We start from the raw sequence: 16,232 nt of genomic DNA, 5'->3' as shown, positions 1-16,232 counted from the left end.
GGTGAGGAACAGCGATGCACATTTCGATCAAGGAAAACGGTGGGCCGGCGTTTTTTCCCGGACTGGCCAAGCCCCGCACGGTGGAACTGGACTCACTGCCCGAGCCGGACCAGCAGGAGTTGCGCCAACTGGTGGAAGCATCGAAGTTTTTCCAGTTGCCGCAAAGCAGCACACCGCCTCCCGGCAACCCCGGGCAGGTGCACTACACCCTGACGGTGTCCGAAGGCGAGCGCGAGCACACGGTCTGCGTACTGGCGCCGGTGAAGTCGCGGGAGCTGGACGGGCTGGTGCAGTGCGTGCGTCGGCATACCCGTTGCTGACGCTCACGTTGGCCATGCGGGCGTTCGCGCACGCGCGGCCAGCGAGGCGCCGAAGAGGTATAACGCACCGCCGGCGATCACGAACAGCGCCAGCATGTAGAACATAGAGTGGGCGGGCTGTGTGGCCAGCACGATCCCGCACAACACCGGCCCCAATGCCGCGCCGACATTGCTCAGGTTCTGCGCGCCGTAGTACATGCCGCGCAGCGGCTCGGGCGCGATGTTGTCGATGAACATGTATTCGACCGGAAACACGATGATTTCACCCAGGGTGAAAATTGCCATCGCGGCCACCCACCCCACCAGGCTGGTGGACAGGCCAAACCCCGCCAGCCCTGCCAGGAACAGGCCGAGCCCCGCCATGAGCCAGAGGTTCAGGTGCCGGTGGGAAATACGCTTGCCGATCACATACTGCAGGCTGATCACCATCAACGCATTGGTAGCCACCACGCTACTGATAATCCGGTACGTTGCTTCGGCGGTGGTGGTGACCACCAGGTATTGCGACAGATACGCGGTGAATTGCCCGAACACCACGGCGCTGAGCAGGCCGCCCAGGGTAAAGCACACCAGCCGGTAGTCACTCAACAGCAGCTTGCCCACTGCAAGGAACGGCGCGGTCGGCTGGCTGGCCGAAGCCGGCGCCAGGGTTCGGTCGCCCGCTACGTAGTACATCACCAGGAACCCCGCCCCCAGCCCGGCCGACGCAAGGAAGGGCAGGCTGATAGCCAGGGTTGCCAGGCCGGCACCCAGAAAAGGCCCGACGGCATAACCGATATTGGTCAGGGTGTATTTGATCGAAAACGCTTCGCTGCGCTCGGCGACGGGCAGCAGCCTGCCGAATCCGGATTTCACCGCGATGTCGATGACGGCATACGCCAGGTTGATCGAGACCAGGCACAGGTAGAACACCCAAAGGTCGCGCGCCCCATATGCGCCCAGAAAACCTGCGGTAAACACTGCGCAACACCCCAGGATCAATCGGTAGCCGCGCGCTCTGTCCACCAGGAAACCGCCATAAAGGCTCAGCAGCGAGCCGACGATCAACGTACTGCCGATCACCAGGCCGATATGGGCGACGCTCAGCGCAAATTGGCGCGACAGATAGATAACCAGATAGGGCAGGGTAATCGCACGGGCCAATGTCAGCACCAGGGCGGCGCAGAGCAGCAGGTTAACGGTACGGGGGTAGTTTTTCAGTGTGGTCAGCATCCTGGCCTCAAGCGTTGGGTTAACCCACCAGAGATTACTGTGGAGCGTGGTTCTGATTTAGGATGGTTTTTATCAAGTGCTGTGAACTCAATTCATGAATACGGAACGTGCATGTTCTCCTCCGAACGTTTGAAAGGTATCGATGTGTTTGTGTGCGTGGCGGATTTCGGCAGCTTCACCGCCGCCGCCGAAAAGATGAACCTGACTGCGTCCGCCGTCAGTAAAAGCATCGCGCGCCTGGAAAAGCGCCTGGGCGCACGACTGTTCCAGCGCACCACGCGGCGCCTGTCGTTGACCGAGGCAGGGGGCGCGTTCTATCGCACGTGCACGGGCGTGCTCGCCGACCTCGAAGAGGCCGAGCGTTGCCTGCAGGCCGAGCATATCGAGCCACGTGGGCGGGTACGTATCGACCTGCCCGGCGCGTTCGGACGTTCACAGGTGCTGCCGGTCCTGCTGCCGGTCCTGCAGGCTCATCCCTTGTTGATCCCGCATATTTCGTTCAGCGAGGGGCTGGTGGACCCGATCAAGGAAGGTGCTGACATTGTTGTGCGTATCGGTGGCGCCGAGGCCTGGCCGCCGTCGATGGGGCACCGTGTGCTCGCCCGTGAATGGCACACCCTGTGTGCTTCACCGGCCTACCTGGCGAACCATGGCACCCCGTTGCTGGAAGCGGACCTCGACCAGCATCGCTGCATCGCCTATGGCTGGGTGGATGGGCGCATCAGCCCATGGAACGTGGCGGATGAACGAGGGCCGGTCCGGCACAGGCAGGTTATGCCGCAGCTGGTGGTCGGTAATGGGGAGGGGCTGATGATGGCTGCGTTGGCAGGTTGCGGTATTGCGCAATTCCCATCGTGGTTGATTCAGCAACCGTTGCAGCAAGGGGCATTGGTCGAGGTGCTGCCGCAGTTGGCCACCGAAGGCGCAGCCATCAGTGTGGCCTGGGTCAAGCGCCGCGAGGCACTGCCCAAGGTGCGCGTGGTGTTGGACGCCTTGATGGCGGGGCTGAGTTAAAGCCCTCTGTATCCGGCTGCGGGAGGCATCAAGTCGAGGCCAGCAGCCTTTTCACTTCGGCGACAATCAGGTCGATATTGAAGGGCTTGGCCAGTACCGCGTCGAACAGGTCCGAGCGCTGCATGCCGATGTGCGCCTGCGCGCCGCTCATCAAAATGATCGGCAGATGATTGACGTTCGGCAGGGCGCGCACCGCTTCGGCGAGCTGTTGGCCGTCCATCACCGGCATCATGAAGTCGGTGATGATCAGCGACGGGCGTTCGCGCTCGAGCACGTCCAATGCCTTGCGTCCGTTGCTCGCTGTAACGACCATGAACCCCTCATCCTCCAGCGCAAAGCCAAGGATGTCGGCGATCAGATATTCGTCATCGACGACCAGGATGGTGGTCATGTCAGTCCAACCCACACAAAGACTTAAAAAGCTGAACCAGGCAGCGCTGAATTGGACACCACTGAGGGGGCATTTCTTGAAACCTTTCTTAGATCAACGGCTTGGTCGCGGATGACCACCTCCAGCAGCGAGGGGTCATAGAAGCTGTCTCTGACCTTAAGAATGGAAAGCGTCCTTCTAAGTTCAGACTGAATCTCGAAGAAACGCATCAGCATCAGATTGTCGGCAATGCTCGACAGCTCGGATGCCGGTGAGCTGACCTCGGAACCGAACAGGTCATGCATTTCCCAGGTCGCGAATACCGTGACACCACGGGCGCGCAGTTCGTTCATCAATGCGCTGTAGAAATCGGTGATGCGCGCCGGGTTGGTGGACACCCGGGTCATGCCGCTGAGGCTGTCGATAAACAGCCGCTTGATGCCTTTTTCTTCCACCAGTCGCAGCAGGCGTGCGCCCAGGCCGTCGAGCAAGCCTTCGGTGGTGGGCTGCCAGGCCACGCTCAGGGCGCCGCTGTCCTGCATCTGCTGCAGGTCGATGCCCAGGGACAGGCCCTTGAGCTGCAGACGTTGCGGGCTTTCGTAAAAACCGAAGTGCAGGCCCGGCGCTTCAACCGTCGATTCGGACAGGAACTTGAGGCCCAGGGTGGTCTTGCCGATGCCCGACGGGCCCATTACCAGGGTCACGCTGGAGCTGTGCAGGCCGCCACCAAGGATCGCGTCCAGTGAAGTGATGCCGCTGGGGATGCGCGTCAGGTCGGCGCTGTCCGGTGCGGAAGGGCGGCCATAGAGGCTTTCCAGGCGCGGGTACACCACCAGGCCGTCGTTGGTGATTTCGCATTCGTGCAGGCCGGTGAGCGCGCCGCTGCCGCGGGTCTTGCGCAGCTGGATACGGCGCACCGAACGGGTACCGAACAGCTCCTCGCCCATTTCGATCACGCCGTCGACCATGGTGTGTTCGGGGCTGCCGTCGTCCAGGCGCGAGCTGGTCAGGAACAGCACCGTGCAACCGGCGAAGGCGGCGTGCCCTTGCAGTTCGGAAATGAATTTCTTCGTGTCGATCGGCGAGTCGGCCTTGGAGCGTGCATTCAACAAGCCGTCTACGACCATAACGGTAGCCTTCTGCCTGCTGATCTCACGCCGGAGCAACTTCACTACCTCGTCGAGGCCTTCGTTTTCCAGGGTGTCGAAGGCGCTGACGAATTGGATTTCGGCGCCGACGCGGGCGGCGTCGAAAAAGCTCAGGGTGGAGAGGAACTGGAAAAGGCGGTCGTGGGATTCCGCCAACAGCGTGGCGACCAGGACTCGGCCGCCGTTGCGCGCATGATGAAACCCCAGCTGGTTGGCGAGGATGGTTTTACCGGAGCCGGGGCGCCCCTGAATGATATAGGACGCCCCAGACACCAGCCCTCCCTTGAGCAGAGCATCCAGCCCTTCGATTCCGCTTTGAAGGCGATTTAGCTTTTCCACAGTGCGATCCTGACCCTAAAAACATGCTGTTAAGCCGAGTGGACAGGATGCTAACGCCATTTGTTCAATGGGGCTACTTGCGATCCAGCCACACCGTCTGTGCATTGCAGAATTCCCGCACGCCAAAGTGCGACAACTCACGGCCGAACCCGCTCTTTTTCACACCGCCAAAAGCGACGCGCGGATCGGAAACGCTGAACGCATTGACGAAGATACCGCCAGTCTCCAGTTGGTCGGCGATCTGGCGTGCCTTGGCCGGATCCTCGGTGAAAATGCTGGCGGTGAGGCCGAACTCGCTGTCATTGGCCAGGGCCACGGCGTGGTTGGCATCGCGGGCAGTGATGATCGAGGCTACCGGGCCGAACAGTTCTTGTTTGAAAGAGGTCATCTGATCGGTGACGTCCGCCAGGACCGTCGGCTGATAATAGTTGCCGGCTCCCTCAACTTTGTCGCCGCCCAGCAGCAGGGTAGCGCCCTCGTTCAAGGTCGCCTGGACTTGCCCATGCAGTTCGTCGCGCAGGTCGAAGCGCGCCATCGGGCCGATGTAAGTGCTGGTGGCGGTCGGGTCGCCCATGGCCAGGGCACGACTGGCTTCGACGAACTTGGCGGTAAACGCCTGCGCCACGCCTTCTTCTATGATCAGGCGCTTGGCGGCGGCGCAAACCTGGCCGCTGTTCTGGAAGCGGCCGATGACGGCGGCCTGCACGGCGGCGTCGAGGTCGGCGTCGTTGAGCACGATAAACGGGTCGGAACCGCCCAGTTCCAGCACACATTTTTTCAGCGCGGCGCCGGCCTGCGAGCCAATGGCCATGCCGGCCCGCACGCTGCCGGTGAGGGTAACGGCGGCGACACGGGGATCGGCAATCGCGGTGGACACACCGTCCTGGGTCACGTTGATCACTTCGAACAGGCCATCAAGGAAACCGGCTTGTTGGAACGCGGCTTTGATCAGGTAGGCGCTGCCCATCACATTCGGTGCGTGCTTGAGCACGTAGGTGTTGCCGGCGAGCAGGGTCGGCACGGCGCCGCGCAGCACCTGCCAGACCGGGAAGTTCCAGGGCATCACGGCAAGGATCGGGCCCAGCGGGCGGTACTCGATGTGGGCCGTGCCGTTGTCCACCAGGGTCGGTTCCGGGGCGAGCATGGCCGGGCCGTGGGCGGCGTACCACTCGCTGAGCTGGGCGCACTTTTCGATTTCGGCACGGGCCTGTGCAATGGGTTTGCCCATTTCGAGGGTGATCATCTGCGCCATGGCTTCGGCCTGATCGCGCAGAGCGGTGGCCAGGGCCAGCAGCAGCTCGGCACGCTGGCCGACCGGCTGGCGGCGCCAAGTGCGGAACGCGGCGGTGGCGCGGTCCAGAGCGGCGTCCAACTGCGCCGCCGTTTCATAGGGGTAGCTGCCGACGGTTTCGCCGGTGGCCGGATTAATCGAGAGGGCGTGGGTCTGAGAGGTAACTGCGTGCATGGTGCCGTCCTGCTGAAGGGGGAATGGGTTCAGCGTACGGGCCTGGATCTTTTCTGAGAACTGAATAATAGTGAGCAATACGTTCACGATCGGAGAATGACTTGGATCTGGTGCAGTTGGAAATTTTCAAGGCCGTTGCCGAGCAGGGCAGTATCAGCGCTGCCGCGCAGTTGATCCATCGGGTGCCGTCGAACCTGACCACGCGCATCAAGCAGTTGGAGCAGGACCTGGGCGTCGAGTTGTTTATCCGCGAGAAGAGCCGTTTGCGCCTGTCGCCGGCCGGGTGGAATTTCCTCGGTTATGCGCGGCGCATCCTCGATCTGGTGCAGGAAGCCCGTGCCACGGTGGCGGGCGAGGAGCCCCAGGGCGCGTTTGCCCTGGGCGCGCTGGAAAGCACGGCGGCGGTGCGCATCCCGGCGTTGTTGGCGGCCTATAACCAGAAGCACACCAAGGTTGAGTTGGACTTGAGCACCGGGCCTTCGGGCACCATGATCGAAGGCGTGCTGTCGGGGCGCCTGACGGCCGCGTTTGTCGACGGGCCGGTGCTGCACTCGACCCTGGAAGGCGTAGCGGTGTTCGAGGAAGAGATGGTGGTGATCGCGCCGTTGCACCATGCGCCGATCAGGCGAGGGCAGGATGTGAATGGCGAGAACATTTACACGTTTCGCTCCAATTGCTCTTACCGGCATCACTTTGAGCGCTGGTTTTCCCAGGATGGCGCGGTGCCGGGCAAAATCTTCGAAATCGAGTCGTACCACGGCATGTTGGCGTGCGTCAGTGCGGGCGCCGGGCTGGCACTGATGCCGCGCAGCATGCTGGAAAGCATGCCGGGTTCGGCGGCGGTGAGTGTTTGGCCGCTGGCTGATACCTTTCGCGTATTGAATACTTGGTTGATCTGGCGGCGCGGCACGGTGTCGCAGAGTTTGAACAGTTTTGTGAAGCTGCTGGAGGAGCGCAGCCTGGGTGTCGCCTGAGTGATCAAGGTGGGAGTGGGTGTATCCCCTCCCACCTGATGGTCGTCAGCCGCCGAACTGGAAGGTGCCCATGGCCAGTTTCGCCATGATTGCCGTTGCACCCAGTTGCACCAGCCACAACGCCAGACCACCGAGGAAAACGCCGAGCGCCACTTGCAGCACCAGGCTTTTTTCACGCTTGGGGTGGTGGGTGGCGCGCGGGGGGAAGGGGTCCATATCGTCGGGGTCGGCGCGCAGATCCAGGTCATCGTTTCGCATAGGGCTCTCACAGAAGGGGGCGGTCGGGTTCAGTCTAGGGGCTGGATACGAAAAAGGGGAAACCATCGGCTTCCCCTCCTTGTGCAACCAGCAGGTTTACAGGACCTGAACGATTGCCTGTGTGACCGCATCGATGTTGGCCTGGTTCAACGCTGCCACGCAGATGCGCCCGGTATCCAACGCGTAGATGCCGAACTCGGTGCGCAGGCGGGTGACTTGCTCCACGGTCAGGCCGGAGTAGGAGAACATCCCGCGCTGGCGGCCGACGAAGCTGAAGTCGTGGCCCGGTGCAGCCTTGGCCAGCTCGGCGACCATCTGCTCACGCATGCCACGGATGCGCAGGCGCATTTCGGCCAGTTCGGCTTCCCACTGAGCACGCAGCTCCGGGTTGTTGAGTACCGCCGCGACGATGGCCGCGCCGTGGGTCGGTGGGTTGGAGTAGTTGGTGCGGATCACACGCTTGACCTGGGACAGGATGCGCGCGCTTTCTTCCTTGGACTCGCTGACGATCGACAGCGCGCCCACGCGCTCGCCATACAGCGAGAACGACTTGGAGAACGAGCTGGACACAAAGAAGGTCAGGCCCGACTCGGCGAACAGGCGCACGGCGGCGGCGTCTTCGTCGATGCCATCGCCAAAGCCTTGATAGGCCATGTCGAGGAACGGCACCAGGTTTTTGGCCTTGACCACGTCCAGGACGTTTTGCCAGTCGGTCGGGCTCAGGTCAACGCCGGTCGGGTTGTGGCAGCAGGCGTGCAGCACCACGATGGACTGCGGCGGCAGGGCGTTGAGGTCTTCGAACAGGCCGGCACGGTTTACGTCGTGGGTGGCGGCATCGTAGTAGCGATAGTTCTGCACCGGGAAACCGGCGGTTTCGAACAGCGCGCGGTGGTTTTCCCAGCTCGGGTCGCTGATGGCCACCACGGCGCCCGGCAACAGTTGCTTGAGGAAGTCCGCGCCGATCTTCAGCGCGCCGGTGCCGCCAACGGCTTGCACGGTGACTACCCGCTCAGCGCTGAGCAGTGGCGACGCTTGACCGAACAGCAGGGTTTGCACGGCCTTGTCGTAGGCGGCGATGCCATCGATCGGCAGGTAACCACGAGCGGCATGCTGCGCCACACGAATGGCTTCCGCTTCGGCAACGGCACGCAAGAGTGGAATCTTCCCCTCCTCGTTGCAGTAAACGCCCACGCCAAGGTTGACCTTGGTGGTTCGGGTGTCGGCGTTGAATGCTTCGTTGAGGCCCAGGATAGGATCGCGTGGTGCCATTTCGACAGCGGAGAACAGGCTCATTTTTGCGGCAGCTCTATGGGGGGTAGGAGGGACGTGTCGCGCTCCAGCCGAATGCACTAGAGCGGTGCACAAACGGGGAGCTAGTATAGAGGCCATCAGTGCCGAGGGCGACCACCGAAACGGCTTTTCGGCCAAGTTTTTCGGTTTATTTGCCGACCGTTAGTCATATTGCAACCTTGATCGAAAACCCAGGGTCAGACGTTTGCCTTGAAAGCAGTCACATTCGCCTCCACTTGTATGGCTATCATGGTTATTTCCTACGGCCCGCTCTGAATCTTCGCGGGTGGTGGTCTATTTCGTCCCCGACCGCTTTACAGTCTGGGGTGACTTCAAGAGGTACGTTATGTCGGATTTCCAACTGGTCACCCGTTTCGAACCCGCCGGCGATCAACCCGAGGCCATTCGCCAGATGGTCGAAGGCATCGAGGCCGGCCTGTCCCACCAGACGCTGCTCGGGGTGACCGGTTCGGGCAAGACCTTCAGCATTGCCAATGTGATCGCCCAGGTTAACCGCCCGACCCTGGTGCTGGCGCCGAACAAGACCTTGGCCGCGCAGTTGTACGGCGAGTTCAAGGCGTTCTTTCCGAACAACGCGGTCGAGTACTTCGTTTCCTACTACGACTACTACCAGCCCGAAGCCTACGTGCCGTCCTCCGATACCTTTATCGAGAAGGACGCGTCGATCAACGACCATATCGAGCAGATGCGCCTGTCGGCGACTAAGGCGCTGCTGGAGCGCAAGGACGCGATCATCGTCACCACGGTGTCGTGCATCTACGGCCTGGGCAGCCCGGAAACCTATCTGAAGATGGTGCTGCATGTCGATCGCGGCGACAAACTCGACCAGCGCGAGCTGCTGCGTCGCCTGGCGAGCCTGCAGTACACCCGCAACGATATGGACTTCGCCCGCGCCACCTTCCGTGTGCGCGGCGATGTGATCGATATCTACCCGGCCGAATCGGACCTGGAGGCAATCCGCATTGAGCTGTTCGACGATGAGGTGGAGAGCCTCTCGGCGTTCGACCCGTTGACCGGCGAAGTGATCCGCAAACTGCCGCGCTTCACCTTCTATCCGAAAAGCCACTACGTGACGCCGCGTGAAACCCTGATGGGCGCCATCGAAGGCATCAAGGTCGAGCTGGCCGAGCGTTTGGAATACCTGCGCGCCAACAATAAGCTGGTGGAAGCCCAGCGCCTGGAGCAGCGCACCCGCTTCGATCTGGAGATGATCCTGGAGCTGGGTTACTGCAACGGCATCGAAAACTACTCGCGCTACCTGTCGGGCCGCGAATCCGGCGCGCCGCCGCCCACCCTCTACGATTACTTGCCGCCGGATGCGCTGCTGGTGATCGACGAATCCCACGTCAGCGTGCCGCAGGTGGGCGCGATGTATAAAGGCGACCGCTCGCGCAAGGAAACCTTGGTGGAGTACGGCTTCCGCCTGCCGTCGGCGCTGGATAACCGACCGATGCGTTTCGACGAATGGGAAGCCATCAGCCCGCAGACGATTTTTGTGTCGGCAACGCCGGGTAATTACGAAGCCGAACATGCCGGCCGAGTGATTGAGCAACTGGTACGGCCGACCGGCCTGGTCGACCCGGAAATTGAAATTCGCCCGGCGCTGACCCAGGTCGACGACCTGCTTTCGGAAATCAACAAGCGCGTGGCCCTGGAAGAGCGGGTGCTGGTCACTACGCTGACCAAACGCATGTCCGAAGACTTGACCGACTACCTGGCCGACCACGGCGTGCGTGTGCGCTACCTGCACTCGGACATCGATACCGTGGAACGCGTGGAGATCATCCGCGACCTGCGCCTGGGCACCTTCGATGTGCTGGTGGGCATCAACCTGCTGCGCGAAGGCCTGGACATGCCGGAAGTGTCGCTGGTGGCGATTCTCGATGCGGACAAGGAGGGCTTCCTGCGCTCCGAACGTTCGCTGATCCAGACCATCGGTCGCGCGGCGCGTAACCTCAATGGCCGCGCGATTCTGTACGCCGACCGCATCACCGGTTCCATGGAGCGGGCGATCGGCGAGACCCAGCGGCGTCGCGACAAGCAGATCGCGTTCAACCTGGAGAACGGCATCACGCCCAAAGGGGTGTTCAAGGACGTCGCCGACATCATGGAAGGCGCCACCGTGCCCGGCTCGCGCAGCAAGAAGCGCAAGGGCATGGCCAAGGCCGCCGAGGAGAGCGCCAAGTACGAAAACGAACTGCGTTCGCCGAGTGAGATCACCAAGCGGATTCGGCAGTTGGAAGAGAAAATGTACCAGTTGGCGCGCGACCTGGAGTTTGAAGCGGCGGCGCAGACGCGTGACGAGATTGGCAAGTTGCGTGAGCGCTTGTTGGCGGTTTGATCTGCGCTGAATTGACTGGCCTTATCTGGGGCAAGCCCCTTCACACTTTGATCTGTGAACACATTTCAACCGTGGGAGGGGGCTTGCCCCCGATAGCCACGCCGCGGTTTTCCAGAAATCCCCCAGGGCTGTTACCATTCGCCCCTTGTTTCAATTTTCAGTTATATCGCCCATTCGAGACCTGCCATGACCACCGTCCGCACGCGCATTGCGCCATCGCCTACTGGGGATCCCCACGTCGGTACTGCCTACATCGCCTTGTTCAACTACTGCTTCGCCAAGCAGCACGGCGGTGAATTCATCCTGCGGATCGAAGACACCGATCAACTGCGTTCCACCCGCGAGTCGGAACAACAGATTTTCGATGCGCTGCGCTGGTTGGGCATCACCTGGGCCGAAGGTCCGGACGTGGGCGGCCCGCACGGTCCGTATCGCCAGAGCGAGCGCAGCGAGATCTACAAGCAATACACCCAGCAACTGGTCGACATGGGCCACGCGTTCCCGTGCTTCTGCACGGCCGAGGAACTCGACCAGATGCGCGCCGAGCAACAGGCCCGTGGCGAAACCCCGCGCTACGACGGCCGCGCGCTGCTGTTGTCCAAGGAAGAAGTGGCACGCCGCCTGGCCGCCGGCGAACCCCATGTGATCCGCATGAAGGTGCCGAGCGAAGGCGTGTGCGTGGTGCCGGACATGCTGCGCGGTGATGTCGAGATCCCGTGGGACCGCATGGATATGCAGGTGCTGATGAAGACCGACGGCCTGCCCACGTACTTCCTGGCCAACGTGGTCGATGACCACCTGATGGGCATCACCCATGTGCTGCGTGGTGAAGAGTGGCTGCCGTCGGCGCCGAAGTTGATCCTGCTCTACGAGTATTTCGGTTGGGAACAGCCGCAACTGTGCTACATGCCGCTGCTGCGTAACCCGGACAAGAGCAAGCTGTCCAAGCGCAAGAACCCGACCTCGGTGACGTTCTACGAGCGCATGGGGTTTATGCCCGAAGCGATGCTCAACTACCTGGGCCGCATGGGTTGGTCGATGCCGGACGAGCGCGAGAAGTTCTCGCTGCAGGAAATGGTCGACAACTTCGACCTGTCCCGTGTGTCGCTGGGTGGGCCGATCTTCGATATCGAGAAACTCTCGTGGCTCAATGGCCAATGGCTGCGCGACTTGCCGGTGGAAGAGTTCGCCAGCCGTGTGCAGCAGTGGGCGTTGAATCCTCAATACATGATGAAGATCGCGCCGTTGGTGCAGGGCAGGGTGGAGACGTTCAGCCAGGTCGCGCCGTTGGCCAGTTTCTTCTTTGCCGGGGGTGTGAACCCGGATCCGAAGCTGTTCGAATCCAAGAAGCTGTCAGGTGACCAGGTTCGCCAGTTGATGCAGTTGATCCTGTGGAAGCTGGAGAGCCTGCGGCAGTGGGAGAAGGACGCGATCACCGCGACGATTCAGGCGGTGGTCGAGTCCCTGGAATTGAAATTGCGCGATGCCATGCCGCTGATGTTTGCGGCGATCACCGGGCAGGCCAGTTCGGTGTCCGTGCTCGATGCGATGGAAATTCTTGGCCCGGACCTGACGCGTTTCCGTCTGCGCCAAGCGCTTGATTTGCTGGGTGGTGTGTCGAAGAAAGAAAACAAAGAGTGGGAAAAGCTGCTGGGCGCTATCGCCTAAGCACGCGGCGGTAACGACGAAACCCCGGTTTTCCGGGGTTTCGTCGGTAAGTGATTGTTATCCCGGCAAAAAATTTTGGAAATTGTTGAAAATAAATTTGACACGTTTCCAAACCGCCATTAAGATTCGCCCCGTCCTCACCGATGAGGGGCTATAGCTCAGCTGGGAGAGCGCTTGCATGGCATGCAAGAGGTCAACGGTTCGATCCCGTTTAGCTCCACCAATTTACAGGTTCAAGGTCTGGCCACACCGTCCTTGAATCGATCAGAACTCAGCTCTGATCCGTTGTACAGAAGGTTTTGTCCCCTTCGTCTAGTGGCCTAGGACACCGCCCTTTCACGGCGGTAACAGGGGTTCGAGTCCCCTAGGGGACGCCAGTTTCAACAAGCAGCTCGAAAGGTCTGCTGCGCCGCCAGGCGAAAAATCGGGGCTATAGCTCAGCTGGGAGAGCGCTTGCATGGCATGCAAGAGGTCAACGGTTCGATCCCGTTTAGCTCCACCAATTTACAGGTTCAAGGTTCCGGCCACACCGTCCTTGAATCGATCAGAGTCGATCTGATCAATGTATAGAAGGTTTGTGTCCCCTTCGTCTAGTGGCCTAGGACACCGCCCTTTCACGGCGGTAACAGGGGTTCGAGTCCCCTAGGGGACGCCACGATTACCCGCTCTGCGGGATTTTTAAGGGTCATTCAATTATTGAATGGCCCTTTTGTTTGTCTGGCGTTTGCCAATTTTCTTTTTCGATACCTTCCTGTCGTTCTGACCAATGGTCATGCCGGTCGCTTGCGGAATATTATTATGGTAATAATATTCAACCCATGAAGACGGAGGCATACGATGAACGATAAAAAAGCGCAAACCCGCGAACGCATTCTGCAGGCCGCCAGCGCTGCGTTGATTCAACGTGGCCCGGCTGAACCCAGCGTGGGTGAAGTCATGGGGGCGGCGGGGCTGACCGTGGGTGGCTTCTACGCACACTTTGAAAGCAAGGACGCGATGATGCTGGAGGCCTTCAGTCAATTGCTGGCCCAGCGCCGCGCGTCCATCGACGACCTCGACGAGCAGATCACCGGCGAAGAGCGCCGCGCCTTGGTGGCGGCTTTTTATCTGTCGCGCAAACACCGTGATTCAACCTCTCAGGCCTGTCCGCTACCTGCCACGGTCGGAGAGATGGGCCGCTTGCCGGAGGCGTTTCGACAAGTGTTGAACGAGCACGTTGAGTTGATGGCGGCCCAGTTGGCGGCCTGCCCGGAAGACATCGACAAAGCCCTGGCGGACATGGCGTTGATGGTGGGTGGCCTGACCCTGGCGCGTGCGCTCGGGCCGGGGGAATTGTCGGATCGGGTGATACGCGCGGCCAAGTCGGCGGTGCGCTGAAAAGGAGCTGGCGATGGGCGCGTTAACCTGGGTGCGAGGTGTCAACGGTACGTTGGGGCGCGTGGCGCCGCAAACGGTAGCCAATAGAATGCGCCGTGTGTTTATGACCCCGCGCGCGCTGCCGCCCCGTGAGTGGGAGTTGCCGATGCTGGCGCAGGCCCAGCGCATCACTTTGCGGTTCGGCTTGTCGGCCCTGCGTTGGGGCGAAGGGCCTGCGGTGCTGTTAATGCATGGCTGGGAAGGTCGCCCGACCCAATTTGCCAGCTTGATCGGTGCACTGATCGACAACGGCTACTCGGTGATTGCCCTGGACGGGCCGGCCCATGGGCATTCTCCAGGGCGCGAAGCCCACGTGCTGCTATTCGCCCGCGCCATGCTGGAGGCGGCTGCCGAGTTGCCGCCGCTGCATGCGGTTATCGGCCATTCCATGGGCGGCGCCAGCGCGATGCTCGCCGTGCAGCTGGGGTTGCGCACCCAGGCATTGGTCAGCATCGCCGCGCCGTCGCGGTTTCTGGATGCGCTGGGCGGCTTTTCCCGCATGATGGGCTTGCCGGCGCGAGCGCGTGCAGCATTTATCCAGGAGGTCGAGCTGACCTTTGGCATGCCGCTCAAGCATCTGGACGTGGCGCATTACCACATGAATATCCCAGGCCTGATTGTGCACGCTGAAGACGACACCTTTGTCCCGGTCAGAGCCGCCAAGGCCATCCATGATGCCTGGTTCGACAGCCGCCTGCTGCAACTGGAGCAGGGCGGCCATCAGAAGGTACTGGCCGATCCGCGGGTGATCGACGGTGTGCTGATGCTGCTGGGCGGCGCTCGTCTACAGGCACGGCAAAGTGCCTGATACACTGCTGCCCGCCGACATTAATCGACCGGGAGCAAGGCATGGGCTGGGATTTGGCAACGCCGTTTATCATCGATCTGCAGGTCGCCGCTGAAGACATCGACGGGCTGGGGCATGCCAACAACGCGGTGTATGTCGCTTGGCTCGAGCGCTGCGCGTGGCGCCATTCCCAGCGCCTGGGGCTGGACCTTGCCGAATACCGTCGCCTGGACCGTGCCATGGCGGTGGTGCGCCATGAGATCGATTACCTGGCCGCCGCTTATGAAGGCGATGAGCTGCAACTGGCCACCTGGATCGTCGATTGGGACCAGCGGCTGAAGATGACCCGCCGCTTCCAACTGGTCCGACCCCGAGATGGCGCTACCTTGCTACGGGCGCAGACCACCTTTGTATGCATCGAGCTGTCCAGCGGCAAGCCCAAGCGCATGCCGGTCGATTTTCTCGACGGCTATGGGCCTGCCCTGACAGGGGGTTAACGGTTGCGGTGGGAAACCCAGTAAACTGCGCCACGATTTTTCTTGAGTGTTTTCCATGCAAATTGCCTTGGCGCCCATGGAGGGGTTGGTCGACAACATCCTGCGCGATGTACTGACGCGCGTGGGTGGGATTGACTGGTGCGTGACCGAATTCATCCGCGTCAATGACCGCCTGCTCACACCGGCCTATTTCCACAAGCTCGCACCTGAACTGCTGCACGGTGCCCACACCGCCGCAGGTGTGCCCTTGCGTGTGCAGTTGCTCGGTTCCGATCCGGTATGCCTGGCGGAAAACGCCGCCCTGGCCTGCGAGTTGGGCTCCGAGGTGATCGATCTGAATTTCGGTTGCCCAGCCAAGACCGTCAACAAATCGCGCGGTGGGGCCGTGCTGCTCAAGGAGCCGGAGTTGCTTAACCGGATCGTTGAGCATGTGCGCCGCGCCGTACCGGTGCATATCCCGGTCACCGCCAAAATGCGTCTGGGCTTCGACAGCCCGGACGGTGCGCTGGTGTGCGCCACGGCGTTGGCCGAGGGCGGTGCTGCGCATATCGTGGTGCATGCGCGTACCAAGACTGATGGCTACAAGCCGCCTGCGCACTGGGAATGGATCCCCCGTGTGCAGGACGTGGTCAAGGTGCCGGTGTTCGCCAATGGCGATATCTGGAGCGTTGACGACTGGCGACGCTGCCGCGAAGTCAGTGGTGCCGAAGACATCATGCTCGGTCGTGGCCTGGTAGCGCGTCCGGACCTGGCGCGGCAAATCGCGGCGGCCCGCGCAGGTGCCCAGGTGGTGGAAATGACCTGGGCCGAGCTGCAGCCCATGCTGCAAGAATTCTGGCGGCAATCGGTGGCGCAACTGACAGAAAAGCAGGCACCCGGCCGCTTGAAGCAGTGGCTGGCGATGCTCACGCGCAACTACCCCGAAGCGGTAGAGCTGTTTACCGCCATGCGCCGCGAGACACAACTGGAGCGCGTCAGCCGCTTGCTGGGCATGACGCACCCAATTGCGGCTTGACGAGAATGGCTTGAAGTCCGAGGCGCCCCTGAGGCGCCTTTTTTGTGCCGCTTGATTGTGGCAAGAAGCTGCGAGCTCGACCTGCGTTCCGATGTTG

Annotated in this window: 15 protein-coding genes and 4 tRNA genes; 13 read left to right on the top strand and 6 right to left on the bottom strand. The window is 61.5% G+C overall.

The window, feature by feature from the left end; translation table 11 throughout:
• Window positions 1–14 precede the first annotated feature (14 nt).
• On the top strand, window positions 15–320 hold the full coding sequence (locus tag PSH94_RS16810) for a protealysin inhibitor emfourin (RefSeq protein ID WP_181081503.1): 306 nt from the start codon (window positions 15–17) through the stop codon (window positions 318–320).
• Window positions 321–323: 3 nt separating this feature from the next.
• Here the strand turns inward: PSH94_RS16810 and PSH94_RS16805 are convergent, their stop codons facing one another.
• Entirely contained in the window at window positions 324–1,532 is a 1,209-nt protein-coding gene (locus PSH94_RS16805; protein ID WP_305435377.1) for an MFS transporter, read from the bottom strand.
• Between the two features lie 111 nt (window positions 1,533–1,643).
• Here PSH94_RS16805 and PSH94_RS16800 point away from each other — a divergent pair, with 111 nt between their 5' ends.
• Window positions 1,644–2,546, top strand: coding sequence for a LysR family transcriptional regulator (locus PSH94_RS16800; RefSeq protein ID WP_266246166.1), 903 nt, complete (start codon window positions 1,644–1,646; stop codon window positions 2,544–2,546).
• Window positions 2,547–2,574: 28 nt separating this feature from the next.
• On the opposite strand, the gene PSH94_RS16795 is transcribed toward PSH94_RS16800, so the two are convergent.
• The 3 genes from PSH94_RS16795 to PSH94_RS16785 form a co-directional block, all read right to left on the bottom strand.
• Entirely contained in the window at window positions 2,575–2,937 is a 363-nt protein-coding gene (locus tag PSH94_RS16795) for a response regulator (RefSeq protein WP_181081506.1), read from the bottom strand.
• A 23-nt stretch (window positions 2,938–2,960) separates the two neighbouring features.
• Window positions 2,961–4,403, bottom strand: a complete 1,443-nt coding sequence (locus tag PSH94_RS16790; protein WP_181081507.1) for an ATPase domain-containing protein — start codon at window positions 4,401–4,403, stop codon at window positions 2,961–2,963.
• Between the two features lie 73 nt (window positions 4,404–4,476).
• The gene (locus PSH94_RS16785; RefSeq protein WP_305435376.1) at window positions 4,477–5,868 is read right to left on the bottom strand and encodes an aldehyde dehydrogenase family protein; all 1,392 of its coding nucleotides are present in this window, start codon (window positions 5,866–5,868) and stop codon (window positions 4,477–4,479) included.
• A gap of 101 nt (window positions 5,869–5,969) precedes the next feature.
• On the opposite strand from PSH94_RS16785, the gene PSH94_RS16780 reads away from it, so the two are divergent.
• Complete coding sequence (locus PSH94_RS16780) at window positions 5,970–6,842, top strand: LysR family transcriptional regulator (RefSeq protein WP_305435375.1); 873 nt, start codon at window positions 5,970–5,972, stop codon at window positions 6,840–6,842.
• A gap of 45 nt (window positions 6,843–6,887) precedes the next feature.
• Here the strand turns inward: PSH94_RS16780 and PSH94_RS16775 are convergent, their stop codons facing one another.
• Both PSH94_RS16775 and PSH94_RS16770 read right to left on the bottom strand, forming a co-directional pair.
• Complete coding sequence (locus tag PSH94_RS16775) at window positions 6,888–7,100, bottom strand: hypothetical protein (protein ID WP_034099195.1); 213 nt, start codon at window positions 7,098–7,100, stop codon at window positions 6,888–6,890.
• 96 nt (window positions 7,101–7,196) lie between these two features.
• The gene (locus PSH94_RS16770) at window positions 7,197–8,393 is read right to left on the bottom strand and encodes an amino acid aminotransferase (RefSeq protein WP_305435373.1); all 1,197 of its coding nucleotides are present in this window, start codon (window positions 8,391–8,393) and stop codon (window positions 7,197–7,199) included.
• A 343-nt stretch (window positions 8,394–8,736) separates the two neighbouring features.
• Here PSH94_RS16770 and uvrB point away from each other — a divergent pair, with 343 nt between their 5' ends.
• The 10 genes from uvrB (at window position 8,737) to PSH94_RS16720 (ending at window position 16,135) form a co-directional block, all read left to right on the top strand.
• The gene (uvrB, locus tag PSH94_RS16765) at window positions 8,737–10,752 is read left to right on the top strand and encodes an excinuclease ABC subunit UvrB (protein ID WP_181081512.1); all 2,016 of its coding nucleotides are present in this window, start codon (window positions 8,737–8,739) and stop codon (window positions 10,750–10,752) included.
• A 186-nt stretch (window positions 10,753–10,938) separates the two neighbouring features.
• A complete protein-coding gene (gltX, locus tag PSH94_RS16760; protein ID WP_181081513.1) occupies window positions 10,939–12,420 on the top strand; it encodes a glutamate--tRNA ligase in 1,482 nt (493 codons plus the stop codon).
• Between the two features lie 147 nt (window positions 12,421–12,567).
• A tRNA-Ala gene (locus PSH94_RS16755) sits at window positions 12,568–12,643 on the top strand.
• 78 nt (window positions 12,644–12,721) lie between these two features.
• Window positions 12,722–12,797, top strand: a tRNA-Glu gene (locus PSH94_RS16750).
• Between the two features lie 49 nt (window positions 12,798–12,846).
• A tRNA-Ala gene (locus PSH94_RS16745) sits at window positions 12,847–12,922 on the top strand.
• A 77-nt stretch (window positions 12,923–12,999) separates the two neighbouring features.
• Window positions 13,000–13,075: transfer RNA gene (locus tag PSH94_RS16740), tRNA-Glu, on the top strand.
• Between the two features lie 182 nt (window positions 13,076–13,257).
• Complete coding sequence (locus PSH94_RS16735; RefSeq protein ID WP_181081514.1) at window positions 13,258–13,797, top strand: TetR/AcrR family transcriptional regulator; 540 nt, start codon at window positions 13,258–13,260, stop codon at window positions 13,795–13,797.
• Window positions 13,798–13,810: 13 nt separating this feature from the next.
• Window positions 13,811–14,644 carry an alpha/beta hydrolase gene (locus tag PSH94_RS16730; RefSeq protein WP_181081515.1) on the top strand — a complete coding sequence of 278 codons (834 nt, stop codon included), beginning with the start codon at window positions 13,811–13,813 and terminating at the stop codon, window positions 14,642–14,644.
• A 41-nt stretch (window positions 14,645–14,685) separates the two neighbouring features.
• Entirely contained in the window at window positions 14,686–15,120 is a 435-nt protein-coding gene (locus PSH94_RS16725) for a thioesterase family protein (RefSeq protein ID WP_305435369.1), read from the top strand.
• A 55-nt stretch (window positions 15,121–15,175) separates the two neighbouring features.
• Complete coding sequence (locus PSH94_RS16720) at window positions 15,176–16,135, top strand: tRNA-dihydrouridine synthase (protein WP_305435367.1); 960 nt, start codon at window positions 15,176–15,178, stop codon at window positions 16,133–16,135.
• Window positions 16,136–16,232: the final 97 nt, after the last annotated feature.

Origin of the sequence: Pseudomonas sp. FP2254, assembly GCF_030687695.1 — a bacterium.
Classification (GTDB): domain Bacteria; phylum Pseudomonadota; class Gammaproteobacteria; order Pseudomonadales; family Pseudomonadaceae; genus Aquipseudomonas; species Aquipseudomonas quebecensis.
The sequence above is the reverse complement of the archived record's forward strand: the minus strand, read 5'-3'. Positions and strand labels throughout refer to the sequence as shown.